At 35.8% G+C, this 25,780-nt stretch carries 24 protein-coding genes and 1 pseudogene; 7 read left to right on the forward strand and 18 right to left on the reverse strand.

Going from position 1 to position 25,780, the window contains the following annotated elements; all coding sequences use genetic code 11:
* Positions 1–17: 17 nt before the first annotated feature.
* Both guaD and FHL06_RS00505 read left to right on the forward strand, forming a co-directional pair.
* Positions 18–1,346, forward strand: coding sequence for a guanine deaminase (gene guaD / locus FHL06_RS00500; RefSeq protein ID WP_337692512.1), 1,329 nt, complete (start codon positions 18–20; stop codon positions 1,344–1,346).
* Positions 1,346–2,701, forward strand: coding sequence for a uracil-xanthine permease family protein (locus FHL06_RS00505; RefSeq protein ID WP_153384292.1), 1,356 nt, complete (start codon positions 1,346–1,348; stop codon positions 2,699–2,701). Before guaD ends, FHL06_RS00505 begins: the two co-directional genes overlap by 1 nt.
* Before the next feature lie 201 nt (positions 2,702–2,902).
* On the opposite strand, the gene FHL06_RS14620 is transcribed toward FHL06_RS00505, so the two are convergent.
* The 14 genes from FHL06_RS14620 to FHL06_RS00575 form a co-directional block, all read right to left on the reverse strand.
* Complete coding sequence (locus FHL06_RS14620) at positions 2,903–4,033, reverse strand: GGDEF domain-containing protein (RefSeq protein WP_238333932.1); 1,131 nt, start codon at positions 4,031–4,033, stop codon at positions 2,903–2,905.
* 137 nt (positions 4,034–4,170) lie between these two features.
* Positions 4,171–5,301: a GGDEF domain-containing protein gene (locus FHL06_RS00515; protein ID WP_153384294.1), complete on the reverse strand. Its 1,131-nt coding sequence runs from the start codon at positions 5,299–5,301 to the stop codon at positions 4,171–4,173.
* Between the two features lie 87 nt (positions 5,302–5,388).
* Entirely contained in the window at positions 5,389–6,552 is a 1,164-nt protein-coding gene (locus FHL06_RS00520) for a GNAT family N-acetyltransferase (protein WP_153384295.1), read from the reverse strand.
* A gap of 58 nt (positions 6,553–6,610) precedes the next feature.
* On the reverse strand, positions 6,611–7,696 hold the full coding sequence (locus tag FHL06_RS00525; RefSeq protein WP_153384296.1) for a DUF871 domain-containing protein: 1,086 nt from the start codon (positions 7,694–7,696) through the stop codon (positions 6,611–6,613).
* A 21-nt stretch (positions 7,697–7,717) separates the two neighbouring features.
* A complete protein-coding gene (gene celB, locus FHL06_RS00530; RefSeq protein WP_153384297.1) occupies positions 7,718–9,025 on the reverse strand; it encodes a PTS cellobiose transporter subunit IIC in 1,308 nt (435 codons plus the stop codon).
* Between the two features lie 139 nt (positions 9,026–9,164).
* On the reverse strand, positions 9,165–9,938 hold the full coding sequence (locus FHL06_RS00535) for a MurR/RpiR family transcriptional regulator (RefSeq protein ID WP_153384298.1): 774 nt from the start codon (positions 9,936–9,938) through the stop codon (positions 9,165–9,167).
* Between the two features lie 138 nt (positions 9,939–10,076).
* Entirely contained in the window at positions 10,077–11,534 is a 1,458-nt protein-coding gene (locus FHL06_RS00540) for a 6-phospho-beta-glucosidase (protein WP_153384299.1), read from the reverse strand.
* A 36-nt stretch (positions 11,535–11,570) separates the two neighbouring features.
* Positions 11,571–13,016: a 6-phospho-beta-glucosidase gene (locus FHL06_RS00545; protein ID WP_153384300.1), complete on the reverse strand. Its 1,446-nt coding sequence runs from the start codon at positions 13,014–13,016 to the stop codon at positions 11,571–11,573.
* Positions 13,017–13,019: 3 nt separating this feature from the next.
* Positions 13,020–13,355 carry a PTS lactose/cellobiose transporter subunit IIA gene (locus FHL06_RS00550; protein ID WP_153384301.1) on the reverse strand — a complete coding sequence of 112 codons (336 nt, stop codon included), beginning with the start codon at positions 13,353–13,355 and terminating at the stop codon, positions 13,020–13,022.
* 102 nt (positions 13,356–13,457) lie between these two features.
* Positions 13,458–13,766, reverse strand: coding sequence for a PTS sugar transporter subunit IIB (locus FHL06_RS00555; protein ID WP_153384302.1), 309 nt, complete (start codon positions 13,764–13,766; stop codon positions 13,458–13,460).
* 235 nt (positions 13,767–14,001) lie between these two features.
* A complete protein-coding gene (locus FHL06_RS00560) occupies positions 14,002–14,823 on the reverse strand; it encodes a Cof-type HAD-IIB family hydrolase (RefSeq protein WP_153384303.1) in 822 nt (273 codons plus the stop codon).
* An 82-nt stretch (positions 14,824–14,905) separates the two neighbouring features.
* Complete coding sequence (gene aroA, locus FHL06_RS00565) at positions 14,906–16,210, reverse strand: 3-phosphoshikimate 1-carboxyvinyltransferase (RefSeq protein WP_153384304.1); 1,305 nt, start codon at positions 16,208–16,210, stop codon at positions 14,906–14,908.
* 166 nt (positions 16,211–16,376) lie between these two features.
* Positions 16,377–17,711, reverse strand: coding sequence for a M20 family metallopeptidase (locus FHL06_RS00570; RefSeq protein ID WP_153384305.1), 1,335 nt, complete (start codon positions 17,709–17,711; stop codon positions 16,377–16,379).
* 33 nt (positions 17,712–17,744) lie between these two features.
* Positions 17,745–19,250: a YfcC family protein gene (locus tag FHL06_RS00575; RefSeq protein ID WP_153384306.1), complete on the reverse strand. Its 1,506-nt coding sequence runs from the start codon at positions 19,248–19,250 to the stop codon at positions 17,745–17,747.
* A gap of 166 nt (positions 19,251–19,416) precedes the next feature.
* On the opposite strand from FHL06_RS00575, the gene FHL06_RS00580 reads away from it, so the two are divergent.
* Positions 19,417–19,959: a hypothetical protein gene (locus FHL06_RS00580; RefSeq protein WP_153384307.1), complete on the forward strand. Its 543-nt coding sequence runs from the start codon at positions 19,417–19,419 to the stop codon at positions 19,957–19,959.
* 10 nt (positions 19,960–19,969) lie between these two features.
* Here the strand turns inward: FHL06_RS00580 and FHL06_RS00585 are convergent, their stop codons facing one another.
* Complete coding sequence (locus FHL06_RS00585; protein WP_153384308.1) at positions 19,970–20,467, reverse strand: acyl-CoA thioesterase; 498 nt, start codon at positions 20,465–20,467, stop codon at positions 19,970–19,972.
* Between the two features lie 104 nt (positions 20,468–20,571).
* Between FHL06_RS00585 and FHL06_RS00590 the strand changes: the two genes are divergently transcribed.
* The 4 genes and pseudogenes from FHL06_RS00590 to FHL06_RS00605 all read left to right on the forward strand — a co-directional run bounded on the left by FHL06_RS00590 (position 20,572) and on the right by FHL06_RS00605 (position 23,225).
* Positions 20,572–20,835: a hypothetical protein gene (locus FHL06_RS00590; RefSeq protein WP_153384309.1), complete on the forward strand. Its 264-nt coding sequence runs from the start codon at positions 20,572–20,574 to the stop codon at positions 20,833–20,835.
* Positions 20,836–20,947: 112 nt separating this feature from the next.
* Positions 20,948–22,535: pseudogene (locus FHL06_RS00595) on the forward strand (L-lactate permease).
* 91 nt (positions 22,536–22,626) lie between these two features.
* Positions 22,627–22,998: a hypothetical protein gene (locus tag FHL06_RS00600; RefSeq protein ID WP_153384310.1), complete on the forward strand. Its 372-nt coding sequence runs from the start codon at positions 22,627–22,629 to the stop codon at positions 22,996–22,998.
* Positions 22,999–23,060: 62 nt separating this feature from the next.
* Positions 23,061–23,225, forward strand: a complete 165-nt coding sequence (locus FHL06_RS00605) for a hypothetical protein (protein WP_153384311.1) — start codon at positions 23,061–23,063, stop codon at positions 23,223–23,225.
* A gap of 67 nt (positions 23,226–23,292) precedes the next feature.
* Here the strand turns inward: FHL06_RS00605 and FHL06_RS00610 are convergent, their stop codons facing one another.
* The 3 genes from FHL06_RS00610 to pyrF are packed head-to-tail and all read right to left on the reverse strand — an operon-like array spanning position 23,293 to position 25,771.
* The gene (locus FHL06_RS00610; protein ID WP_153384312.1) at positions 23,293–24,441 is read right to left on the reverse strand and encodes a quinone-dependent dihydroorotate dehydrogenase; all 1,149 of its coding nucleotides are present in this window, start codon (positions 24,439–24,441) and stop codon (positions 23,293–23,295) included.
* Complete coding sequence (gene pyrE, locus FHL06_RS00615) at positions 24,441–25,079, reverse strand: orotate phosphoribosyltransferase (protein ID WP_153384313.1); 639 nt, start codon at positions 25,077–25,079, stop codon at positions 24,441–24,443. Before pyrE ends, FHL06_RS00610 begins: the two co-directional genes overlap by 1 nt.
* Entirely contained in the window at positions 25,079–25,771 is a 693-nt protein-coding gene (pyrF, locus tag FHL06_RS00620; protein WP_153384314.1) for an orotidine-5'-phosphate decarboxylase, read from the reverse strand. Before pyrF ends, pyrE begins: the two co-directional genes overlap by 1 nt.
* Between the last annotated feature and the right edge of the window lie 9 nt (positions 25,772–25,780).

Consider the following 25,780-nt stretch of genomic DNA (forward strand, 5'->3'; position numbering starts at 1 on the left):
ATTTAAGGAAGTGTTAGATTATCACCTATCAAATAGTTTTTGAAGGAACGATTATTTCTTCAGCAACGTTTGACAAGGCGGATTTTACACCAGAAACTCTTACATGTGTAGACCAGTCAGGTACAATTGACCGCGTTATATCCGCTGCTGATACTGATTATCAGCGAGTCAAACAAACTGCAAAAAATAATGGTTCCCTGTATCAAGTACCAAAGGGAAGTTACTTATTACCAGGATTCACTGATTTACATATTCATGCACCACAATGGCCACAAGCTGGCTTAGCTTTAGACAAGCCGTTAAATGAGTGGCTAAATACTTATACTTTTCCACTAGAATCAAAGTTCAAAGACTTAGATTTTGCTAAAAAAGTTTATCAAAGTCTTGTAAAAGAACTGCTGGCTAATGGAACAACAACTGGACTTTATTTTGGTTCAGTTCATACAGATGCCAATTTGATTTTGGCAAGAATCTGTGCTGATTTAGGCCAAAGAGCTTTCATCGGTAAAGTGGCAATGGATAATAAGGACCAAACACCTGATTATTATCGTGACGATTCATCAGAAGCTGCTTTACAAGAAACAGAACGTTTCATTAAAGAAATGCTTTCTTTGCAAAAAGAGACTCAAGCAAATTTGACACCAGTTATCACGCCACGTTTTGTCCCTAGTTGTACTGATGAAACGCTTTTAGGCTTAGGACAATTGGCTCAAAAGTATGATTTACCCGTTCAATCGCACTGCAGCGAAAGTATTTGGGAAGATAGTTACGCTATTGATTGTTTCCAAATGACCGATGCCCAAGTGCTCGATAAATTCAATCTTTTGACTGATAAAGCCGTTATGGCTCACGGAACTCAGTTGCGTGATAGTGATTTAGATTTATTCAGTCATAATCATTCCGCCATTGCGCACTGCCCTATTTCCAATGCTTATTTTGGCAATTCGGTCATGCGAGTTAATGAAGCAAATAAAAGAAATGTTACTGTCGGTCTTGGGACCGATATCTCCGGAGGATTTTCTCCTAGTATTTACCGCAATATGCAACAAAGCATCATGTCTTCACAAATGTTAGAAGATTCAGGAACTGACAACGCTCGATTGAGTGCTGACAATGTCTTTTATCTGGCAACAGTTGGTGGGGCAAAAGCTTTGCATATTCCAGTAGGACAAATCAAGTCAGGCTTTAAAGCTGACTTACAAATTGTTCAAGACCAATACTTCGATGTCTTTTCAAATGAACCTCAAGAAATTTTTGAAAGACTTGTTTACCACACAAACAAAGAAAATATCAAACAAGTTTATGTATCAGGAAAACTGGTACATGAAAACCGAGGAGAAGAATAATGGAAAATAACAATAAAAGCAGCCTATTAGTTGGCCCTGACGATAAAGTTGGTATGGGCGAAGCTGGTTTCTTAGGCTTGCAACATGTTCTAGCAATGGATATTTATGTTCCACCTATTGTTTTAGCCGGTATGATGGCTATGGGATTGGGTGATCAAATGGGATTACTGCAATCGACTTTCTTAGCCGCCGGAATTGGTACGATTTTACAAACATTCGTCTTCATGAAGATGCCCGTTTCTCAAGGACCTTCATTTGTTCCACTTGGTGCTGCCGCTGGTGTGGCACTTGCTTCAGGTGGTTTAAAGGGTAGCGGTATGGCTAACTTGATTGGTGCTCTGTTGATTGGTTCAATTATCTTAATCATTCTTGGTGCCACTGGTCTTTTCCAAAAAATCATTAATCGTTTAGTTCCTGCTCTAGTTGGTGGAACCATCATCACTTGCGTTGGGTTATCTTTAATTCCAACTGCTTTAAATGACAACATTTTCAACGCTGCTGGAAAAGTTAACAACAATATCATCTTAGCTTCTGTCACAGCTTTAACGTTACTGATTTCCGTTGGTATCAGTTTCAAGTTTCCAAAAGTTCGTCGTTTTTTCAGAACTGGTTCAATCATTTTAGCTTTAGGTGTTGGTACTGTCGTATCAACTATGATGGGCGTTTTCGACTGGAAAGAAGTTAATAACGCTGCTTGGTTCGGTCTCCCAGAAAGAACTATTTTCCATTGGGGTATCAACTTCAATGCTTCAGCTATTATTACATTTATCATTATCTATGCTGTTATCACTACTGAAACTACTGGTACTTGGTTCGCCATGGGTGCCGTTACTAATCATAAAATCACTAATAAACAATGGAACCGCGGTATCATTGGTGAAGGCTTAAGCTGTATGGTCGCTGCTTTATTAGGTACAACTCCTGTAACAGGCTATTCAACTAATGCCGGCGTTATTTCAATCACTGGCGTTGCCAGCAAACGTGTCTTCCTCTTTGCCGGTATTTGGTTCTCAGTTCTTGGTTTCTTCAGTAAATTATCAGCCTTTCTAGCAGCCATTCCTGCACCTGTTATCGGTGGTGTCTTTGCAATTATCACCGTAACGATCATGCTCAATGGTTTAAACGTAATCCGTGGATTAGAAACAACCGATCGTGACCTTTACATTATCGGTATTCCAATTGTATTGACTTTGGCTTTGGTTCTATTACCTACTAGCGCCAGCAAGAATGCTCCACAAATTCTTCAATACTTATTAGGTTCTCCAATCGCTGTGGCCGCAATCGCTGCAATCATCTTGAACTTAGTAATGCCAAAGACTAAACCTGCTATTAAAGCTGAAACAGAAACAGCTTAATCAATAACAAGTATTTTAATTACAACCTTTAAACCTCTTTAGTTGGTAAAATCCAATAAAGAGGTTTTTTCTTTGAAAAAATGTCAAAAAAGCGTTATCCATCCCACAATTAAAGTCATGAGATTTTCGCTACTTGCTATCTAAGTTAAAAGCCCCATAAATGTCAGATAACTATTTAACATTTATGGGGCTTAATTTATTCTATTTTGCTGTAACTTGCTTTCGACCATGTCTTTTAGAATAATACAAATTCTTATCAACTCGATTGTAAAAATCAGTTGGCTTCTTATCTTGGATTGCAATTTCTGAAATACCCATGGAAATAGAAATATGAATCGTATTCGACTTCAATTTAATTTCCAAATGATTCAAAACTTGAAAAATCTCATCACAGACTTTTTTGGCAGCTGCTAAATCATAATCAGGAAAAATGATATTGAATTCTTCCCCACCAGTTCGATAAAATTTAATCCGTTCATCATTTTCTAACAAAACGATAGAAACAGCATTAACAACTTGTTTTAAAACAACATCCCCCGCCAAGTGTCCAAAGGTATCGTTGATTTGTTTAAAGTGGTCGACATCAAACATAGCCATAGCTAAATGTAACTTGTTTTTTTGGTGCGTCGAAAAAAGATAATTCATTTCTGATTCATAAGCAGCGTAATTCAAAGCCTTAGTCAAAGGGTCGTGATTGATTGTCTCAGCCAAACGCTCACGAACATAATTATCTCGAAAAACCATATGGACGTAGCTGTACAATAAAATTTCAAAAATAGTTAGGTACAGCCACTGTTCTGATAAAACCTTCCAACTAAATTCAAATTTCAATTTCATAAATAGCCATAAAAGGCCGCCAAAGGCTACTCCAATAACGATGTAATAAAAGAACCGATAATGGCTTTTTTGCGTATGTTTTTGTGCCCAATACATTAACCAATATAAAGACATTAAAGTCACCGCGTGACACCAAGACTGCCACGAACCAATCGATGAATTTATAATCATATAAAGAATAAATAATGGTACAAAAAAATAATAGGGAAAATTAATTTTCACAAAATAGGCGCAAAAAATTAAACCTATGACTTGAAAATTCATAAACTCCCAAGCAAAAGATCCGCCAACAACCACTCCTTGCATACTTAAAACAAAAATTGCCATATAAAAAAATCCGACTATGGATTCAACTAAATGATCGTCAATCGATAATTTTCTTTGATGTACTTTAGTTTTGACCCATTCTGATAAAACAACATATAAGGTAAAAACACCTAAAACAAAAAATATTCCACTAATAAATGGCGTTATTCGCCAAACTGACCAAGTCAAAGGTATTTTCCTCGTCATCTATAAATTTTCAATCCAAATGTAATTTTGCTAATTTTACTATAAATATTGCATCCTGACACGAATATCCTGATAAATATAAAAAAGCTATGTAATCTTTATTCCTAGATTGCATAGCTTTAATTTGCGGTAATTCGCATTCTTCCATGTTTTTTTGAATAATATAAATTCATATCGACACGATTATAAAATCCGGTGGGAGTATTATCTTTTTTTGCTAATTGAGAAACGCCCATAGAAACCGTAATATAAATTTTTTGTCCTTTAACTTCAACAGGTACATGATTCAAGGCTGAAAAAACCTGATTGACAATTTCTTTAGTAGCATCTAAATCATATCCAGGAAAAAGAATATTGAATTCTTCGCCGCCAGTCCGATAAAAAGTTACTTTGGGGTTGGTGGCATTGAGAACTGTTTGAACTACATCGACAACATTTATTAAAACTTCATCGCCTGCCAAATGTCCATATGTATCATTAACTTCCTTGAAGTGGTCAATATCAAACATCACCATCGACAAATTCAAATTATTGCTTTGATGACTATTGAATAAATACTCCATTTCTGAACTAAAAGCAGCGAAGTTTTTAGCTTCCGTTAAAGCATCATGATTAACTGAAGACGTCAAATGTTTCTTTAAAATCTCATTTTTAAAGAGCATCCGAGTATAACTATAAAGTAAAATTTCAAAAATAATCAGATAAATCCACTCTTGGATAAAAATCGACCAAGAAAGCGAAAATTTAGTTTTTACTATATACCACAGAATCAATCCATAGATGGCACCGGTTAAAATATATGGTATCGAGGGATAACTTTGTTTTTGAGCTCGCTTGGAGACCCAAAAAATTGACCAATAAAATAGCATGACAGCAAAGGCATAAATCCACGACTGCCAATAAGTGATTGAATCATTGATTATCATAAAGATTAAAACAATTGGAAAAAATATATAAAAAGGAATTCGGATTTTAACAAAATACGCGCAAAAAGCTATTGCAACTAATTGAAAATTCATAAATTCCCATGATACAGATTTTCCACTTACTGTAGCTTGTAGACCATAGATAAATAAAACCATGTAAATGATCCCAAACCAAGCTTCAATTGTATGTTCTTTGATAGTTGAATCATAATCAATAATTTTGGCCTTTAACCAATCTATCAATACCTCATATAGAGTAAAAACACCAAGAATAAAAAAGATACTTGTAATAAACGGCGACACGCGCCATACCAGCCAGGTCAATTACCCGCCTCCATCAATTATTCTTTAAATAATTAAATAATATTACAATATCTATTTTACTACAATTGAAATTTTATATTGTATAACTTAAAAATAATCAATCAGTTGAGGCTTAATTTGAACAAAAACATCATTGACAGCATTAATTTGCTTAATATCTCCTTTGATAACGCCATGTTCAAATAACGAATTTAAACTACGATATCCAAAAGCTGCCTTAGTTAAATCTTGAATCGAGATTTCAAAATCGGCTCCGATTCCGTCAGCTTCTTCAAAATTGACAATTCCATCGTTGATAGCTAAAGAATATGTATGGTCGTTCCATTCCAAACTATCTTTTACTTGAAAATGGACTTTAGGCAAATTCATCTTCTTTACTGGGTAACGTAGCATGAAATCCTCTAAATTAACGATTCGAGCCATCATATAAGGAACTACTTCTAGTTTTGCCGAATAAGGATCAGCTAACAAATCAGCTTTAAAATCTGGTTCTGGAGATTCATAAACAAAATTTGAAAAGATTGATTGATGCTTAGTAATAAATTTCAATAATAATTGACGACTCAAATGATTTGAGTTAATCCACTCTTGAATATAAAAGGTCTCAGCCTGACTGTAATAAACTAAATAGCCGATTAATTTATCATCATCGTCATAGGCAAGTGCAACCTTGTAATCAGAGTGCTTCTCTTCCATGTGACTCCACCACCATTGAGGTCGCGTGACACCACCTAAAAAGTTTGCTTCAAAATACATTTTCTTAGCATCATCGGGAAGCTCATTGATATTTAAACGTTTAACGTGGCCGTGTTGACCAACTTCAACTTTGGGCAAATCAGTATTTTTAATCGTAATCTTCGTGTGGTCAAAGACTTGTTCATAGCCAAATTGACGATAGTAGCCAAAGGAAAATGGTGCTAAATACGAAAGCGTCACGTTATCTTGATACATATCAGATAAGGCTGCTTTCATCAATGAACTAGCGCCTCCTCGCCCGCCAAACTCGGGAGCACTCATGACATCCCCAATTCCATTCATCTTAAAATCCACCCCGTGAAAATTAATATTGAATGGAATACTTAATAAACCGCTGCCTAAATTCGATTCATTCATGATGCCATATACTTTTGAATGATCATACCGTTCTTTAAGCACGTCACGCCGTTGTTTAGAATCGGTCCGATTAAATGAATATAAATATAAATCATAGAACTTATCAAAATCATCTTTCGCTAATAAATATTTATTCATATTATTCTCCCCATAAAAAAATACTATTCTTTTGCGAATAGTATCTTTTTTGTTTTTTTTATTCAACCAACTTAAAACTACTCCAAGGCTCGATATAACTCAACAAGAAAGCCTCGTTAGAATTCAGGTGTCCCACAATATTACGACGACCATCATTTTTAATATCGCGAAGTGCTATTTGCGTCTCACCTTTGTATTGACCGTAGTCTTCATTAACAATGATGATATCGCCTCGTTGGATATCTTGAGTATCATGGGCAGGGAAGTACCCATCACGGTATTTAACTCGTGTCATTGTACTACGTAACAAATAATCAGATGCATCACCACGATATACATGAGTAGATTTTAAGACAACTTCTTTTTCGAGATCTGTGATATTGGAGGACAAATCTACTTTCAAAGTTGGGTATGTTGCATAAAAGACAGTTGCAGCTTTTTTTAATTCTTCATCAGAAGCATAAGTGTTTCCAATAATTACATCATCAACTACCCCAGTCAAAAGCAAATGCTTAACTTGAGTTTCGATTGGCAAGTCACGATCGTCTTCCAAAGTTGGCAGACCATCTTGAACTGGCCAAGGACCAAAGGTTGCTTCATGCGAACTGACAAAAGCAGCTGAGTGGATATTGCGTTTCTTGAAGAAATTCGACCACTTGATAAAAAACTTCTCGCCTAATCCAGTATATCTTTGAGGATAGAAATTATGACAACCTAAAAGATTATTTTTATCGGGATGATAAGAAATAATATTGTCCAAATAATGCGTACCAGAACTCATATTGATTTCAATCTTCAATCCGTAAGGATTACGAGTCATCTTAGCTTCTTCCATACCAGAGAAGCCTTCATCTAATCTAATTCCATAGGCACCAAGCTCATGGAAAAATGATAGATCATCATAACTGATAGCTAGTGCTTTAAACAAACGTGGATTCATATCAACAATCGTTAAAAACCCTAGTTTATTTGCATAAGCAATTGTTTCTTTAAAACGGTTGATAGTTTTATCTTTGTCATCGCCTAATTCAAGCAATGAGGCAAAAATTCTAGAATAACCAAGTTTACTAGCAGTATCGAGATACTTTTTATCTTCATCTAAAGTTGAATGCTCTGGATAAAGCGATAATCCGAGTCTTCTCAAAACGAGACCTCCAAAAAATTATTATTTAGCAGCAGCTTCTTTAGTCTTACCAAGTTCAACGGCCAATTTTTCTTTATCCATTGACTTGAAGAAGTACCAGTACATCAAAGTATCAAGAATAATGTTGATAATTTGCATGACTGAACCGGAAATGTGACCAGTTGCAATGAATCCAGAAAGGATTGGTGGAGTTGTCCATGGAATATAGACACCCATTGGTCTTGCAACTAAGTTTGTTGCCATACCAATATAAGTTGTCAAAACATTAATAAGTGGTGTCAAAATAAATGGAACTAATAATCTATAGTTCATAACGATTGGTAATCCGAACAAGATAGGTTCATTAATATTAAAGATTGCAGGCCCGGCAACCAATTTACCTAAGGTCTTCAACTCTTTACTCTTAGAAGCAAAGGCTAGCAAGAAGGCTAAACCGATTGTGGCACCAGAACCACCCATGTGAACGAAGTTATCAAAGAATGATGTTGTAACAATGTTTGGAAGTGCTTTGCCAGCTGTAAAGGCAGCGTGGTTAGCATTTAGTGCTGTCAACCAGATAGGCATCATAACACCAGAAACAACGTTAGCACCGTGAATACCGAAGACCCATAGGAATGAAACTAAGAATTCGGCTACTAGAGCACCTGGCAATGTATTACTCAAGTGACTCAATGGATCAGCTAAGAAGAAGGAAATGATGTTTGGAATACTTTGCATTGGTGTTGCTTCAACACCTAGACGAATCAACCAAACAAGCAATAGAACTAAGAAACCTGGGAACAAAGCAGCAAATGAATTACTTACTGCAGGTGGAACTGTATCAGGCATCTTGATCGTCCAGTTCTTGTGAACCATCCAAACGTAGAAGTCGGTAATAAATAAGCCGACGATAATAGCTGTAAATAGTCCAGCTGAATCAAATTGTGTTAATGGAATCCACAATGCTCCAGCTTTATCTGTTTTCAATGGGATAGTTAAAATAAAAGCACCCAAGGAAACAATTGATGCAGAAATTGGATCGACTTTATAACTTTTAGCTAAGTTATAAGAGATACCAATAACGGCAACCAAACCCATAATATGGAATGAAGCGTTAGTTGGATATTGTAGAACTGTTGCCCAATTCTTACCAAAGATACTAGCCATGAAGTCTAGATAGGCTTGAATTGGAAATTGTGCAATGATCATGAAGATTGAACCAATGATGATCATTGGAACGGCCAATGTCATACCATCACGCAAAGCAATCAAATGACGTGAAGAAGCAAGCTTGCCGGCGATAGGAATAATCTTATCTTGGACGAAGCTGTTAGATTTCTTTCCAGCCATATGTAAAACCCCCTCAAATGAAATTTGTTACTAAGCAGAAACACTGTTATCCGCTTACAAAAACCATTGTAAACCTTTTCATTAAGATGTGTATAGTTTTATGCCAGTTAGTAATATATTTTTATAAAAAAACACGTCACTAATCTGTGACATGTTCCGTAAAACGATTATCAATATGGTCTACCATTTTATGGTAAGCACAATTGGAAATCTGTTCCATTGTATAAACGATTGGCACTTGCGTTGTAACGTTAATATGCCCTTTACGATTTTGTGGCGTATCATAAGAAATCGAAAAATCAGTTATCTGATTCAAAATTGAATATGAGTTAGCCGTTAGAGCAATTGTTTCAGCACCATTTTTCTTGTAATACCTGGCCTGCTCTAACACTTGATCTGTCTCCCCAGAGATTGATACTAAGATTAAAAGCGTCTTACTAAAATCTCGGTCCGAGAAAGGTTCAGGTTGGAATGGATCAATAATTGGCAAGGAATAAATACCATAACTTGATAGAATGCTAGCACCATATTGAGCTATGCGACCACTGTTTCCGACTCCAAAAAACAAAACTAAATCTGAAGCATTGATCATGTCAGCAGCTTGATTAACCTTATTATCAAAGGGTTCTTCATCTGCTACTAGCTGGAAGAAATTTTTAATTGGTTCCATGCTAGGATCTTGTTGGGATTTAGCCGGTTGTTTCAAACTTTGTTTTAAAGCAAATTTAAATTCTGAAAAGCCGCTATATTCCATCTTTTTCAAGAATCTCAAAATAGTTGTCGTTGAAACATGTGCTGCATCTGCCATTTCACGAATTGTCATATTTTGAACTTCTTTAGTATGACCGATAATATATTTATAAACTATCAACTCAAGCCGATTCAATTCATGTACTTTTTGGTATGGGAACATATTCAAACCTCCTTTTTATTGGTATATATCATTTTTAGTAAAACTATTATTATTATAAATGTAACAAGTTACATATTCTATAACTAAAAAAGCTAAAACAAAATATTTTTAATTTTGTTTCAGCTTTTTTTATTGAATTCAGTCTAATTGTGAACCGTTTGAACGGATTACTTTTTGATACCAATAGAATGAATCCTTCTTTGAACGTTCAAGTGTCCCTTTACCTTCATCGTCTTTATCGACATAGATAAAGCCATAGCGTTTCGACATTTGACCAGTTCCAGCAGAAACTAAATCAATACAACCCCAAGGTGTGTAGCCTAAGAGATCAACACCGTCTTCATTGACTGCTTTAATCATTTGTTCAACGTGAGCACGTAGATAATCGACACGATAATCATCATGAATGCTGCCGTCTTTTTCAACTTTATCATAAGCACCGAAACCATTTTCAACAATCATCAATGGCTTGTGATAATGTTCAGTCAACCAATTCATTGAGTAACGCAAACCAATAGGATCAACTGGCCAACCCCAATCGTTATATTTTAGATTAGGATTCTTAACGGTTTCACGATCACCAACGAACTTGAATTCTGGATTATCGTCGCTATATTTAACAGTCATGGAATTATAGTAACTAAAGCCAACATAATCAACTGTTCCTTCTTTTAAAACAACACGATCTTCAGCAGTGATATCAGGTCTTAAGTCATGATTCTTAAAGTATGCTTCCATCCCAACAGGATACTCACCTAAAGCCTGAACATCACCCCACCAGTAACGTCTTTGCATGGCTTTTTCAGCTAAAAGAATATCTTTTGGATCTGAAGAAGCTGGATAAACGGGTGTGAAATTGAGCATATTACCAATTTTAAAATCAGGATTGATCTGGTGACCAATTTTAACAGCTAACGCACTTGCAACAACCTCATAATGTGATGCTTGGTACATTAAAGCTTCACGTTCTTGTTCGGATTCATTATCTCTAAAAATCAAGCCTGAATCAGTTGCAATTGAAAAGTCATTTGTGTACGTAGTTTGGTTATTGATTTCATTGAAGGTCATCCAATACTTAACCTTATCTTTGTAACGTTTGAAACAAACAGTTGCAAATTTAACAAAGAAGTCGATAACCTTACGATTACGCCAGCCGCCATATTCTTTAACTAAGTGATATGGCATTTCAAAATGTGACAAAGTAATAACTGGTTGAATGCCATATTTCAAGCATTCATCAAACAAATCATCATAAAACTTTAAGCCTGCTTCATTAGGTTCTTTTTCATCGCCTTTGGGAAAAATCCTTGTCCAAGCAATTGAAGTTCTAAAACTCTTAAATCCCATCTCAGCAAATAATTTAATATCGCCTTTATAATGGTGATAAAAATCGATTGCTTCATGATTTGGATAATTCTTGCCAGCAATCACGCCATCAGTAATTTCACGGGGATGTTGATAAGCACCAGCTGTCATAATGTCAGAAACACTGACACCTTTACCGTCAACGTTCCAAGCTCCCTCAAGTTGGTTAGCGGCAACAGCTCCTCCCCATAAGAAGTCTTTTCTTAAACCACTTTTTGTTACTTCAGTCATATAAAAACCTCACTTAATCTTATATCTTTTAATTATTTATTCGGAAATATCTTCACCGTTTGAAGAGATGACTTTTTGATACCAAGCAAAGGAATCTTTCTTATAACGTTTAAGACTGCCATTTCCCTCATCGTCTTGGTCGACATAAATCATGCCATAACGTTTTTTCATCTCACCGGTACTTGCTGAAATCAAATCAATGTGGCCCCAAGGCGTGTAACCAATCAAATTGACACCGTCTTCTTTGACAGCTTTTTCCATTTGTAAAATATGATCGTGGAAATAAGAAATACGATATGGATCATGAATTGAACCATCTTTTTCTAATTTATCGTAGGCACCAAAACCATTTTCAACGATAAATAGTGGCTTATGCCAACGATCCGTCATCCAATTCATTGCATAACGCAAACCAACTGGATCGATTTGCCAACCCCAATCAGATTTTTCAACATAAGGATTGGATACTAAATCGTTATCTTCATCATAGTCAAAGTGGGTCTCGCCCTCTTTAGCTTTAGTTGTAAATGACATGTAATAACTAAAACCAACGTAATCCACAACGCCAGCTTTAATAGTTGCTAAATCTGCATTGGTGATATCCAAATCATAGCCTTTACGTTCCCAGTATTTTTGAATCCACTCTGGATAAAAACCTAGAGCTTGCACATCGCCAAAGTAATAACGATATTGCATTGCACGTTCGGCTTTCATGATATCTGCCGGCTTAGAAGTCAAAGGATAAACCGGACACATTGCAATCATTGATCCTACTTGTAATGATGGGTCAATCTTTTTAGCAATTTGAACTGCTTTAGCGCTGGCCACGAATTCATAATGGGCAGCTTGGAACATTTCCTTTTCCCAGTTGTCATCCTTACCTAACTGCAAGCCAGAATCTTGCAACAATGGGTGTGGATCGCGCCAGTCGGTTTGATTATTGATTTCATTGAAAGTCATCCAATATTTAACTTTATCTTTATAGCGTTTGAAACAAACCTCAGCAAAGTGGTCGAAGAATTCAATCATCTTGCGATTGCTCCAGCCGCCATATTCTTTTACCAAGTGATATGGCATTTCAAAGTGTGACAAGGTGATAACAGGTTGAATTCCATATTTCAAACATTCATCAAACATATCATCATAAAACTTCAGACCAGCTTCATTAGGTTCTTTCTCATCGCCATTGGGAAAAATTCTTGTCCAAGCAATTGAAGTTCTAAAGCATTTAAGTCCTAATTCAGCAAATAGCTTAATATCTTCAGGATATTTGTGGTAAAAATCATTACCCCAGTGATTTGGATAAATTTCGCCATCTTTGACGCCATCGGTAACTTTTCGAGCAACATCTTTAGACCCAGAAGTCATGACATCAGCGATGCTGACACCTTTATTGCCTTCATTCCAGCCACCTTCTAGTTGGTGAGCGGCAACAGCTCCTCCCCAAAGAAAACCATCGGGCATTTTTATTCCTTCACTCATAAATTATTTTCCTTCTTTATCAAGTCTCTTGTACAAGTCAACGATTTCTCCTGCTAAATCTCTAAAGGTAATAGCATTCATAATGTGATCTTGTGAGTGGACCATCAAAAGTGTCACGGTAGCATGTTCACCATTAGCTTCTTTAGTTAACATCCCTGTTTGAGTATTGTGAGCATCGACTAAAGCTTGGTCTGATTCCTTTAATTTCTTTTCTGCAAGTTCAAAATCGCCCTTTTTGGCAGCATTGATAGCTTCAAAAGCAGAACTCTTGGCATTTCCACCGTTAATAATCAAGCCCATTACTGTTTCTAGTTGTTTATCATGTGTTTCTTCTGCCATAATTACTTCTCCTCAACTTTAAATTAATTTAAACGCTTACTTTATTTTTTAAAATTAAAAGGGTGCAAGTATTTGCACCCTTTAAGTTTTACATATCAAAGACTAGCCGATTGATTTAACAGCTTCTTTGAGAACTTTTTCACCATTCATCATTCCGTAGTCTTGCATATTAATAACTTCAACAGGAATGCTTAACTTACCTTTGAATTGTCCCTCTAAATATCTAACTTGAGGTCCAAGCATTAAGATATCAGGCTTTTTTTCATCCAATTTTGCATCTGCATCAGCAGCGGAGGTAGCAAAAATTTCTGCATCGATTCCGTCACTTTCAGCAGCCTTTTGCATCTTTGTAACTAATAAACTTGTTGACATACCAGCAGCACAACATAACATAATTGTTTTTTCAGCCATAATCAAAAACCCCTTTTATTAAAATCATTTATTTGTTTTCTCATTAAAACGTTTGCTAAAAACGCTTTCATAGAACAATTAGATTGTATAACGACAATCAAACTTTATCAAGATGTTTTTACTAAAAAACAAAAATTTCTAAACATTTTTATACTTAGCGTTCTACTATTTTACAAATGTTCCTGCTGAAAAATTTGGTCAAAAAAAACTGTCAATTTTAATAAATCAACAGTTTTTATTTAAATTCACCTTTTAGAACTCGATCAATCATTTTGGCTACGCCGTCTTGATTATTGCTTTGTGTAATTCTCCAGGCAACATCTTTAACACTATCGATGGCATTCTCCATTGCAACGCCATAACCAGCTTCTTTAACCATTTCTAAATCATTTCCATAATCACCAAATGTCATAAAATCAACCATGGGAATATTTGCAAACTCAGAAATTTTTTGCAAAGCAGACAACTTAGTAACATCTTGTCCATTTATTTCAAAATAATAACTACCTGACCGACTAATCGTGACCGGCAAAGACGTGAAGGATTCCAATTTCTTTTGTAATTCAGGCAATCTTTTAGGTGGACAGCTGAAACAAACTTTATAAATATCAAAATCATTTCGATTATTGACTTTGATTAAATCCTCCATCGAACGAGCTTTCAAATGATGTCGACTCATTCCTTCAAAATAAGTTGTAAAACTATGTCGTGGATCATAAATATAAATATCGTTTAATCCATCTAAAACTACTTTGAATTTACTGAACTCGCTTCGTTTAAGGATTTCAGCAACTACACCATGGTCTAATGGTTGATCAATAATTTTTTTGCCATCGGAATCAACTACTACAGCCCCATTCAAAACGACTCGAAAACCTGGAACTTTTAAATCATTGGCAAAAAATTTATTAACTGAATCAAGTGTTCTTCCTGAACAAATAGCAAAATTAATCCCGGAACTGACTGCAGCACGAACTGCACGAATATTTTCAGAAGATATTTTGCTGTAGCTATTTAACAAAGTTCCGTCCAAATCAGTTCCAATAAATTCAATCATCTATAAAAGTAACCCCTTACACAAAAACAATTTAAATTAATGATACGACACTCCCTCATAAAAAAGAAGTCTTATTAATAAATTATCGTGCTACAAGGATTTTCTTAAAGTCAGAAATGAATCCCGGATACGATATATCGATTGCTTCAATATTTTTAATTTTAAAGGGCGTGTCAGTTAAAATTGAAGCTACACAAAGCATCATCGCTATTCGATGATCATTATGACTATCGACATCGTCTTTAACGACTACTTTTTGTTCTCCTTGTATGACAATGTAATCATCATTAACTTGCATAACGATACCTAACTTTGCCAATTCGACACGCATATTTCTGATTCGGTCACTAATCTGCAAATGGGCATCATGAATCCCTCTAATAACCGTTTGTCCTTTAGCTTGTGAAGCCATCAAGGCTATTAAAGGTATTTCATCAATAATGAAAGGAATTTGTTTCGCATTAATTTCAGTCCCGTGAAGTTGTTGATATTTAATAATCAAATCGCCAAAAGGTTCCACGCTATCAACTGAGCGATTCTCTATTTGAATCTTAGCCCCCATTTGCTTAGCAACGTTTAAGAGGCCAATTCTAGTCTCATTAAGACCTACTTTAGGCAAAGTTATCTGACTGTCCGGAGAAATCAAGGCTCCAGCGATGTATGCTGCAGCTGATGAAAAATCTCCCGGAATCGTCAAATCCTGACCTTTGAGTCGACTGTGACCTGGATGAACAACAATAATATCTGGGTCAACTGACACATCTGCACCAAAATAATTAGCTAATACCTCGGTGTGATTTCTAGTTGGAAGTTTCCGGATAATTTTTGTTTCGGAATTGGCAAAAATTCCAGCCATAACTAGACCACCCTTAATTTGAGCACTAGAAATATCCTGCTGGTAAGTGATTCCTTTCAAATTATCGTTGCCTTGGATTTTCAATGGCAGAGTTTCATCGCTTAAAAACTGATAATTAGCTCCCATTTTTTTGAAAAGGTTCAACAAATCTGTCGCCGAGCGCTTGCTTAAATAGTCTCCTCCACGAATTTCGTATGGGTTATTGCTACTTGCTAAGGCACCTAATAATAAGCTCTCTAAAGTCCCGACGTTGTCAATATTCAATGGTTCATCGAGTGGCTTGAACTTATGATCGACACCTTTGATAATCATGTCATTATTACTTATTTCGGTATGAATCTTCGCCCCTAATTGTTGAAAAATCTTAGCTGTAACAGCTAAGTCGTAAGAGTACGTAAAATTACTGATTTGCGTAACTCCCTTTGCTAACGCACCAAAAATTATAGCTCGATGTGCAATACTTTTATCCCCAGGTACTGTAACCTCACCTTGAAACTTAAATTTAGATGGTCGCGTATTATAATCAAACATTCATTACACCTCAAATATATTTATAAGCGTTTCATTATATATTAATCAAATGCCCTCTTATTGCTTTCATACTGTTACGCTACCTAATTTTCAAATATAAAACAAACTTAAAGTCTTGAGAATAAAAAAAATAGGACATCTGCCCTATTTTAAAATAATTTATTCATTAAACACATAATCTGTATATAGCTTCAGCGAATATTTCCATTGCTTTTTTCATATCAGCTTTGCTCCAATTCTCATTAGCTTGGTGCATGAAATCAGGAGTGGTTGGCAACATTGCCCCAAAAGCCACACAGTTGTGCATTGTTCTCGCAAAAGTTGCGCCACCAGAAATTGCTGGTTGAGATTTTGTGTCGCCAGTTAAATCTTGATAAGTCTTCATCAAGGTCTTAACCAATTCACTATCTGTTGGTACATAAAGTGGTGCAACGTAATCAAAATCTTCATATTTCAAATCAAATTTTGCGACAGAATCAGAAACTTTTTGAATCAATTCGTCATGGTCAACTTTGACAGGAATTCTCATATCAATCTGCATTCTCGACTCATCTTTAGTAATCTTTAAGCTGGAAATATTAAAAGTCAATTTACCAGAAACATCATCAGAAACATCGCCTAACAAATTTGTAGCATTAGCATCTTCACCAAAGGCTTTGAGAAATTGCAATACCTTAATATCAGGATAGACGTCACTCAAGGCAATACCCAATCTAACTACAGCATTGACTCCTTGTGGTGCATTCATTGCGTGAACAGATTTTCCGGCAACTTCAATTTGACCATCTTGGTGTTCAGCCTCAAAGTTATGATTTTGTAAAGCAGCATATACTTCAGCTTGTTTTGGACCATCATAAATAGCTTTTCCAGGTACAGCATTAAAGGCATTTTCTAAGTCAATGTTCAATTCATTTGAACCAGGACCAGTTAGATATGACTGTTGCAAGCCCTTTTCAGCATAAATCAATGGAAATTCTGCATCGGGAGCAATTCCCATATCGATGGGATCTTCTTTCTTATTGTATTCTGCCAAACATCTCCATAAGATTTCTTCATCAGTCCCAAAAATCACTCGAATTTTCTTATTGAATTTATAACCTTTATCAAGAATTGCTTTGATAGCATAAATAGCTGCAATCGTAGGACCTTTATCGTCTTGAGTGCCACGACCATAAAGTTTATCATCCTTTTGCGTTAATTTATAAGGTTCAACATCCCAAGCCTCTAAGTTTCCCGCTGGGACTTCATCCAAATGACCAACGATTCCAAAAGTTTGGTCGCCTTCACCGATGTCAGCATAGCCATAATAACCGTTTGGATCTTCAAAAGTTTTGAAACCTAGCTTTTCAACTAAGGACAAAGCTTCATCTAAAGCCTTCTTAGGTCCTTTTCCAAATGGTGCTTTAGATTCTTTGGGCTCATTGAACGAAGCAATTCCAACTAACTTGCTTAAATCATTAATAGCCTCTTCTTGAATTTGATCTGTAATAAACTTTTCCATTCTAAAATTCCCCTAAAAATTTATTTAAATAACTTATTTAAACATTGAGCAAACAACTAAGAACACAGCAACAACTACAAACAAAATAGCGACTAATTTCCACATGTACTTCCACCATTTAACAATGTCGACGTGGCCAATTGCTAAAGCGCCCATTACGATACCAGAAGTTGGCGTAATCAAGTTGACCAACCCAGAAGCTGATTGATAGGCGGTAATAACTAGTGAACCATCAACGCCAGAGAATTTGCCCAATGGTCCCATAATTCCCATGGTAGCTGCAGCAAGTCCGGAAGTCGATGGAATCAAAAATGACATTGGAATGTAGAAAATATAAGTCAAAACGATGAAAACACCAGCTGAAAGGTTTTGTAGGCCAGTTTCACCAGCGTGCAAAACGGTGGCAGTGATATATCCATTATTCATAATAACTTGAATCCCACGTGCGACCGCCACGATAATAGCAACGCTTAGAAAATCATTCATTCCGCCTAAAAAGGCATCGATATATTCAGACTCTTTCATGCCAAAGACAAACATAATCACAACTGACATCATCAAGAATAACGTCGTGATTTCAGTAAAGTACCAAGTTCCTAAAGGAGCTAAATCTTTACCAATCAAAGCACCTAAGAATGGTACATTGGTTAACCACTTAGTGAAGTGGTCAAAGAAAGTCCAATTTGGATTCAAACTTGACCATGGAATCAAACTAGCAATCATTACAATAAAAGTTAAAGCAAAGAGCCAAAGCACAGCTTTTTGTTTCTTAGTTAATTTTTGACCAACAGTTCTTTCAGCCATGGAAAATTCACGTAAGTCCTTTTCACGGCGTTCAAAAACATATGATTGTGAAGGATCTTTTTTGATTTTATCTGCATAGCGCATAACATAAATGATACTAATTGCTGTTACAATAATCAGCAAGATAAAACGTGGAATCAATCCCTTACCTGGTGAAATATTGATTGTCTGTGAAGCAACTCCAGTAGCAAAAGGGTTAACTGTCGATGCTAAACAACCAACTTGAGAGCCAATCAAAGCTATAGAAATAGCCGTTATCGAATCATAACCAACACTGATCATGACCGGAATCAAGATTGGATAAAAAGCAATCGTCTCTTCACCCATACCATATGTTGACCCACCGATGGCAAATAATATCATTAAAATTGGAATCAAAGCTTTTTCTTTACCTTGATACTTTTGAACAGTGGAACTAATTCCATCATCCAAAGCCTTCGTTTTATTGACGACTCCTAAGAATCCACCAATTACTAAGATAAAGAGTGAAACTGAAATTGAACCTTCAGTCTCAGAAGTTCCAACCATACCATTGATTGGAGCCAGAAAAACATCCCAGATTCCTTGAGGACTGCTTGTTCGGGCTTTGTATGTACCTGCAATAATATTTCCCGCTTTAGTGGTTGCATACTGTCCTGCGGGGATAATCCAAGTCAAAACTGCGACTAGAATTATTAGGAAAAACAAAATAGTATAAGCCGATGGCATTTGCCATTTTTTGGTTTTCTTTCCCATTAATTCAACCCTCCATTATTTAATATAAACTCAGGATATACGATAAAATCGCCTATTACAATGATTTGCATCAAAATACTTTTATGGTCATGTTTTCAAGAACAGTTGTGCAAACGTTTGCAAAATATTACAATATTAATAAGTATTCTAAAAAGGAGCGATTAAAATGACTGATACGATGGAATTTGGTAAAAAAATCAATCATCGTCCAATTATTGTAAGCCTTATTTTAAGCTTAATTGCTGGTGGATTAGGATTAATCGCCAATTTCAAAGTAAGTTTAGCATTATTTTTTATAATGCTTTTTCTCTGTATTTGCGTTTACTTTCCAATTTATCTTCGTGATTTATTTGGCCATTGGCAGTTAGAAAATCATGGAATTTCTTACTATAAGATGGACTCGTATTTAGACAAATTAAAAATGATTTTATTTCCCAAAAATGTAGATTTTCAATTTATCAGTTATTCACAAATCAAAAATTTTAAAGTTATCGAAGAAGACAAAGATTATTCATTAGAGAACCTCTTAACAATCAAACCTGCTAAGCAATCGATTTTTCCTTGGTCAAGAAAACCCTTTTTCTTAAAATTGGAACTCAATCAAAGCGAAATCGATTTAGACCTTTCTTACGATCAGCTTCATGACAAACAAAATGCCCTCTTTCGCTTGGCTACAGCTTTAAAATTCTTAAAACAAAAAATTGATTAAAGCAATTTTGTTAATCCAGCGATAGATGACTCAAGAAGTCATCTTTTTTTTGAAAATTTTCTCGACGCTCTATTAAACGTTTTGCAAAACCTGCACAAAGGTACTGTTCTTCTTTTGTTTCTGGTACAAGTTTTGGCATCTCTAAAGATTTATTTGAACGCAAAGCGACTAAAGTACAAAAGCTTGTAAAAGCAATCTCTGAAGTATCATCTTTTAAATCCTGACTGATGATTTTTGTGAAAACCTCAATTTGTCTGCCGCTGATTCCTGTTACGATTGATTCGATTTTGATATGTTTCTCAGTAGTGATTGGGTGCCAAAAATTGACATGGTCATAACCTGCTGTTGCAATTTTTCCATGTACGACTTTAAAACTGGCCAAACCAGCATTTTCATCCAATAGACTTAAAGTTTTACCACCAAAAAGCGTCTGTTTATCGTTTAAATCAGCTGCAAAGACGATTCTTTCACTGATAGTTTTTGTTTCCTGACAAGTGATTTGTTTCATTTAGCTACCTCACATTTTTTAATCAAATAATTATATTTTAACTTTTCAAATTTCGATTTCAAATTTATATTATAATATCATTAATAACAATTCTGGAGGGAAATATGGCTTTTCTACTTTGGTATACGAATTATTTTATCGATATAAACTCTGATAATTCAGTTGATCCTCGAACAATCGAATCAATTGGAGAATTAGGCAACGTATCCACTAACGGGAACAATACCGCTTGGCACATCCAATCTCAGTTGGGTGAAGAGGATTTTAATAGACATTTGAATAAAATTTTGACAGATAATACCAAAATTAATCCCGATGATGTCACAGTTACCAAGGGCATTGATGGAGGACCATTTAAAATGCTTTAGACGAACTCAATTAATTGGGTTCGTTTTTTGTTAATTATTTTTAAGGTTATTGTTCACAAGAATAAGTAAAAAATTATATAATATATAAAATTAGTTTAAAAAGGAGTACTTTATGATTCTTATTGCACTTTCTGCTGTTATTTTGCCGTTAGTTTTATTAGGCATTCTCAACATGCCGGCTACCAAAGGGATGTCGATCAGTGCATTTATCGTTTTATTAGAAGGTTATTTCATCTGGAAAATGCCCTCAAAAGTTTTATTAGCTTCAATTTTTCAATCCATCCACAAAGCCTTGCCGATCCTTTGGATTCTCTTTGGAGCATTGATGATGTTGACTACCCTTCAACACACTGGTGCAATTGAACGAATCAATTCAGGGTTTCACAAAATATCTGCTGACATGCGCCTACAACTAATCTTAGTAGCATTTTTATTTGGAGGCTTAATTGAGGGTGTTTCAGGATTTGGAACACCTGCCATGGTCACAGCGCCATTATTGATTGCTCTAGGATTTTCACCCATGGCCGCGGTTACGCTTGCCTTAGTAGCTGATTCAACGCCCGCATCATTTGGAGCAGTTGGTACGCCATTGACAGTTGGATTAAGCAATGTCAGTGAAAAAGCTGATTTCTTGAATGCCATTGGTCAACGCATCACGCAACTAGATTTGTTCTCAGGTACTTTTATGCCCCTATTACTAATCTTCATGTTAACGTTTTTATTTGGCAAAAAAAGACGATAACCGGTTAAAAGACTTCTTAATGCTCATACCTTGGAGTCTCTTTATCGGATTGGTTTATAGTCTCTTCGCCCTTCTAGTTTCATTTATGGTCAGTTACGAATTTGTTGCTATCCTTGCACCTTTTGCCACAATCATCGTAGCAATCGTTTCAATCAAATTGAAATTACTTCTACCTAAATCAGTCTTTGAAACGCCCTGGACGATTTCTAAAAAGAAAATCAAAGATGATGCCTCAATGTCTTTACTGACTGCCTGGTCGCCATATATTGTGGTTATACTCATGCTTTTAGCGACAAGAACGATTGCACCACTGAAAAGATTCTTAACTGAGACTTTGAATCTTTCTTGGACTACAATCCTTGGGTTCAAGCAAATCAACTCTGACTGGGAATTTCTTTATTCACCTGGAACGCTTTTAACTATCGCCGTTATAATTGGACTCTTGATTCAAGTAAAGTCGCTCAAAAGCTTTTTGCCAACAGCTAAAAAAGTTGTCTTTTCTATGAAATCAACTGCACTGGCCCTAATCGTAACCTTGATTATGGTTCAAATCTTTACTAACTCAGAATTGAATACGACAAACTTACCAAGCATGCCTATGTATATTGCCAAGGTGATTTCCAAATACCTATCATCTATCTGGATTATCATTGCGCCATTCTTGGGTCAATTAGGTTCATTTGTAACTGGTAGTACAACTGTTTCAACCTTGACTTTCGGACAGATTCAAGCTGACATTGCTTCTAAAGCTGGCGTCGGTCAAGATCTTGTCTTAGCTGCCCAATTAATTGGGGCCGCTGCTGGTAACATGATCTGTGTTCACAATATCGTTTCCGTTAGTTCTGTCGTTGGTCTATCAGGTCAAGAAGGAAATATTCTACGTAAAACAGTTGCTCCAGCTTTAATTTATGGATTATTAGTTGGTATTGTCGGATTTATTTTCACTCTCTTCATCTAACTAAAGATAAGTAAGGACTTTCTTCTAAGCCATTTCCTCTATTAGGTGTATTATTCAAATCAGGAAATCAACTGTTTTGGAGGAACTAAAAATGGAAATGGGTTCATTGGCCGAATGGGTCGAAGGTCTAGGAGAGTTATTAGCTGTTTGCGTAGCATTATTTTTGCCATATTATCAAGCTTGTAAAAAGAAACAAGAAAAAAATCAACGAGCTAAACAAGTGATAATCGGCACTTCAAAAACCATTTTGGAACTAAATAATATTCAAAAATCTATCGAATTTGATGAGCTAAAAACCTTTGTGGCCGTTTATTCAGTTTTAACAACTAATGATGCTACGATTAAAATTATGGATTTAGGCAATGAAATTTTGACAATCATCGGTGATGAGAATGTTTTGGATGATTCACAAAAAAGTAAGATTAGAAATTTACAAAATGAAATTAAATTAATAAAGATTTAACAGCAAACCAAAATTTTTCATATGTTATGATTATAATTATTGAATTAAGGAGGTTTTGGTTTATGAACAGCGCTGTTAAGCTTATTATTGGCATTATTGTAATAGCAATTATTTTACTGCTCGCAATTGTTACGGGAACAAAAAGCACCAATTCATCGGAAATTAAGACGACGCCAAAAACTGAAAAAATAGCCCAAGCAAATAAGAATATGATAACTATTCTTTAAAATCAAAAGGGGGTCTTCTTAGTTGGATTAATTAATTCCAACTAGGAAGATCCCCTTTTATTTCTATCTATTCTTCATGAAATGACGCACCAGAATTAGCGTCTAATTCGATTTTTTCATTTTCAAGCTCAGTTACTTCAATGTCCTTGCTATCACGTACTGGTTGTTTTGAAATACTATCAGAATAATCTAATTGATCTAATACTTTTTCATTCGACAAATATTGGTTGATTCTGTTCAAAAGCGTAGGCCCGTTGTAGATAAAGCCTGTGTACACTTGAACCAAACTAGCGCCAGCCATCAAAGCTGCCTTTGCATCTTCTGGCGTAAAGACTCCACCTGAAAACATGATAGGCAGATCAGGATAGTTTTGGTGAATAGCCTTTGTTAGACTCAATGATTTTTTAAAAATAGGCTTTCCACTCAATCCACCGCCTTCATTATGATGAGGCGATTGCAAATTATTGTGGATTGAACTTGGATTAGATGCCGTATTAGTCAAAATGATTCCGTCCATCAAGCCACCCGTTTCTTTGAGCAATTCCAATAATTTTTCAGTAGTAATATCATTCCCAAATTTACAAAAAACAGGTTCTTTAATATGTAAATTATGAATTTCTTGTAAAAGCTTTTTTGCGACTGGAATCTCTTGTAAAGTGGTGACGCCCTTTTGATTAGGACAACTTTGATTCAAAGCGATGTAGTCAGCAAATGAATGGATTTGGCGAATATCTTCTACCATTTCAGCAATCATATCTTCACTATCCAGACCATGTCCTGGAGCGACACTGATACCTAATTTAACGTGTCTAGGCGTATTAGCAAGATGCTTTCTAGTTTCTTCAACGCCCAAATTATTTAAACCCATTCGATTAATAATCGCATTATCTTCTGGCAAACGAAAAATTCGTTTTTTCTTGTTTCCCGGTTGATTATTTTTAGTGATACTGCCAATTTCAACAAAACCTGCCCCTAAAGCACCTAGACTATTGTAAAATTCGGCTTTTTTGTCGAAACCAGCGGCAATTCCAATTGGTGAATCAAAGGTTACGCCTTTGACGGTAACTTTCAGATTATCAAATTTTTTAGTTCGAAAAATCTTTTTTAAAACTTCGGGAGTCTGATTGAACATTTTCAATCCTGAAGCCACGATCTGATGGTCAACTTCTGGATCCATTTTGAAAATTGCTGGTCGCACTAACTTATATAGGTCCATCATTTACCCCAACTTTCCGGATTCTCATACCATTGCTGCAACAATTCCATATCATTTTCTTCAACGTAATCTTGATCTTGGGCAACTTTAATCATGGTTGGATAATCAGTCAAAGTGAACAACTTAGTTCGTTCATCGGCAAAGTTTTGCGTACTTTCTGGTAGGTCATATGAGAAGATAGCAACGGTTCCAATTACTTCTCCGCCTTCTTCTCGAATGGCTTTCACAGCCTTTAAAATACTGCCACCAGTTGAAATTAAATCATCGATTAAAACAACTTTGTCGCCTTTTTGCAAACGGCCTTCAATTTGACTCTTTTTACCATGATCCTTTTTTTGAGGACGCACATAGTTAAGCGGCAAATTTAAAATATTGGAAACGCCTGTGGCATGAGGGATGCCCGCTGTAGCAACTCCACCAATAACTTCTGCTTCCGGATACTTTTCTTTAATCAATTCAGCTAAATCATGAGCAATTGTTTGGCGAAACTGAGGATAAGCAATAGTCAAACGATTATCAGTATAAATCGGCGACTTGATTCCACTAGCCCACGTGAATGGTTCCTTAGGACTTAAAGTCACCGCCTTAATCCTTAATAATTGACTTGCAATATTGTTCGCAACAGCAAATTTATCCATTATTTATTCCACTCCTTACAAATATTCATATATGCTTGATGACCATCTTGTGCCTGTGTAATTGGACGCCCAACAACAATGCCGTCGCTGCCCAAAGTTCTTGCCTGAGCAGGCGTTGCAACACGTTTTTGGTCTCCTACTTGAGCTGACTTAGGTCTAATACCAGGGGTAATGCACAGAAAATCAGAACTAGTAGCATCTTTTATCATTGGTACTTCTAGAGCTGAAGAAATCACCCCATCGGCACCATTATCAAAAGCTAATTTTGCCAAATGAGCGACATAATCTGCTGATTTTAAAGGAATCTGCAACTCATTTTCCAATTCATTTTGACCCAAAGAAGTCAATTGCGTTACTGCTAACAACTTAGTCTTTGAACCAGCCAAGCCACTTTTAGCAGCAGCAATCATTTCTGCTCCACCAGAAGCATGAACTGTCAACATTTGAACATCCCATTTTGCAATCATCTCGCACGTTCTCTTAACCGTGTTGGGAATATCGTGCAATTTTAAATCAAGAAAAATATTGTATCCACGCTCTCGCAAATTATGCACGAACGGATATCCAAATTGGCAAAACATTTCTAGACCAATCTTCAAGAAAAGCTTTTCACTCTTTGGAAATTGATTCAAGAAATTAATACATTCAAAATCATCTGCAAAATCTAATGCTACTATAACTGGTTTATCCATTTTTACCCC

The organism is Companilactobacillus halodurans (assembly GCF_009600985.1).
Classification (GTDB): domain Bacteria; phylum Bacillota; class Bacilli; order Lactobacillales; family Lactobacillaceae; genus Companilactobacillus; species Companilactobacillus halodurans.

Bases quoted from the DNA above. Each gene is read 5' to 3' on its own strand.
- pyrE (WP_153384313.1), bottom strand. From the start codon at position 25,079: ATGGATAAATTTGCTGTTGCGAACAATATTGCAAGTCAATTATTAAGG.
- FHL06_RS00590 (WP_153384309.1), top strand. From the start codon at position 20,572: ATGGCTTTTCTACTTTGGTATACGAATTATTTTATCGATATAAACTCT.
- FHL06_RS00520 (WP_153384295.1), bottom strand. From the start codon at position 6,552: ATGAATAAATATTTATTAGCGAAAGATGATTTTGATAAGTTCTATGAT.
- FHL06_RS00550 (WP_153384301.1), bottom strand. From the start codon at position 13,355: ATGGCAGAAGAAACACATGATAAACAACTAGAAACAGTAATGGGCTTG.
- FHL06_RS00545 (WP_153384300.1), bottom strand. From the start codon at position 13,016: ATGAGTGAAGGAATAAAAATGCCCGATGGTTTTCTTTGGGGAGGAGCT.
- FHL06_RS00560 (WP_153384303.1), bottom strand. From the start codon at position 14,823: ATGATTGAATTTATTGGAACTGATTTGGACGGAACTTTGTTAAATAGC.
- FHL06_RS00585 (WP_153384308.1), bottom strand. From the start codon at position 20,467: ATGAAACAAATCACTTGTCAGGAAACAAAAACTATCAGTGAAAGAATC.
- FHL06_RS00570 (WP_153384305.1), bottom strand. From the start codon at position 17,711: ATGGAAAAGTTTATTACAGATCAAATTCAAGAAGAGGCTATTAATGAT.
- aroA (WP_153384304.1), bottom strand. From the start codon at position 16,210: ATGTTTGATTATAATACGCGACCATCTAAATTTAAGTTTCAAGGTGAG.
- FHL06_RS00575 (WP_153384306.1), bottom strand. From the start codon at position 19,250: ATGGGAAAGAAAACCAAAAAATGGCAAATGCCATCGGCTTATACTATT.
- FHL06_RS00605 (WP_153384311.1), top strand. From the start codon at position 23,061: ATGAACAGCGCTGTTAAGCTTATTATTGGCATTATTGTAATAGCAATT.
- FHL06_RS00505 (WP_153384292.1), top strand. From the start codon at position 1,346: ATGGAAAATAACAATAAAAGCAGCCTATTAGTTGGCCCTGACGATAAA.
- FHL06_RS00555 (WP_153384302.1), bottom strand. From the start codon at position 13,766: ATGGCTGAAAAAACAATTATGTTATGTTGTGCTGCTGGTATGTCAACA.
- FHL06_RS00610 (WP_153384312.1), bottom strand. From the start codon at position 24,441: ATGGACCTATATAAGTTAGTGCGACCAGCAATTTTCAAAATGGATCCA.
- pyrF (WP_153384314.1), bottom strand. From the start codon at position 25,771: ATGGATAAACCAGTTATAGTAGCATTAGATTTTGCAGATGATTTTGAA.
- FHL06_RS00600 (WP_153384310.1), top strand. From the start codon at position 22,627: ATGGAAATGGGTTCATTGGCCGAATGGGTCGAAGGTCTAGGAGAGTTA.
- celB (WP_153384297.1), bottom strand. From the start codon at position 9,025: ATGGCTGGAAAGAAATCTAACAGCTTCGTCCAAGATAAGATTATTCCT.
- FHL06_RS00535 (WP_153384298.1), bottom strand. From the start codon at position 9,938: ATGTTCCCATACCAAAAAGTACATGAATTGAATCGGCTTGAGTTGATA.
- FHL06_RS00580 (WP_153384307.1), top strand. From the start codon at position 19,417: ATGACTGATACGATGGAATTTGGTAAAAAAATCAATCATCGTCCAATT.
- FHL06_RS00540 (WP_153384299.1), bottom strand. From the start codon at position 11,534: ATGACTGAAGTAACAAAAAGTGGTTTAAGAAAAGACTTCTTATGGGGA.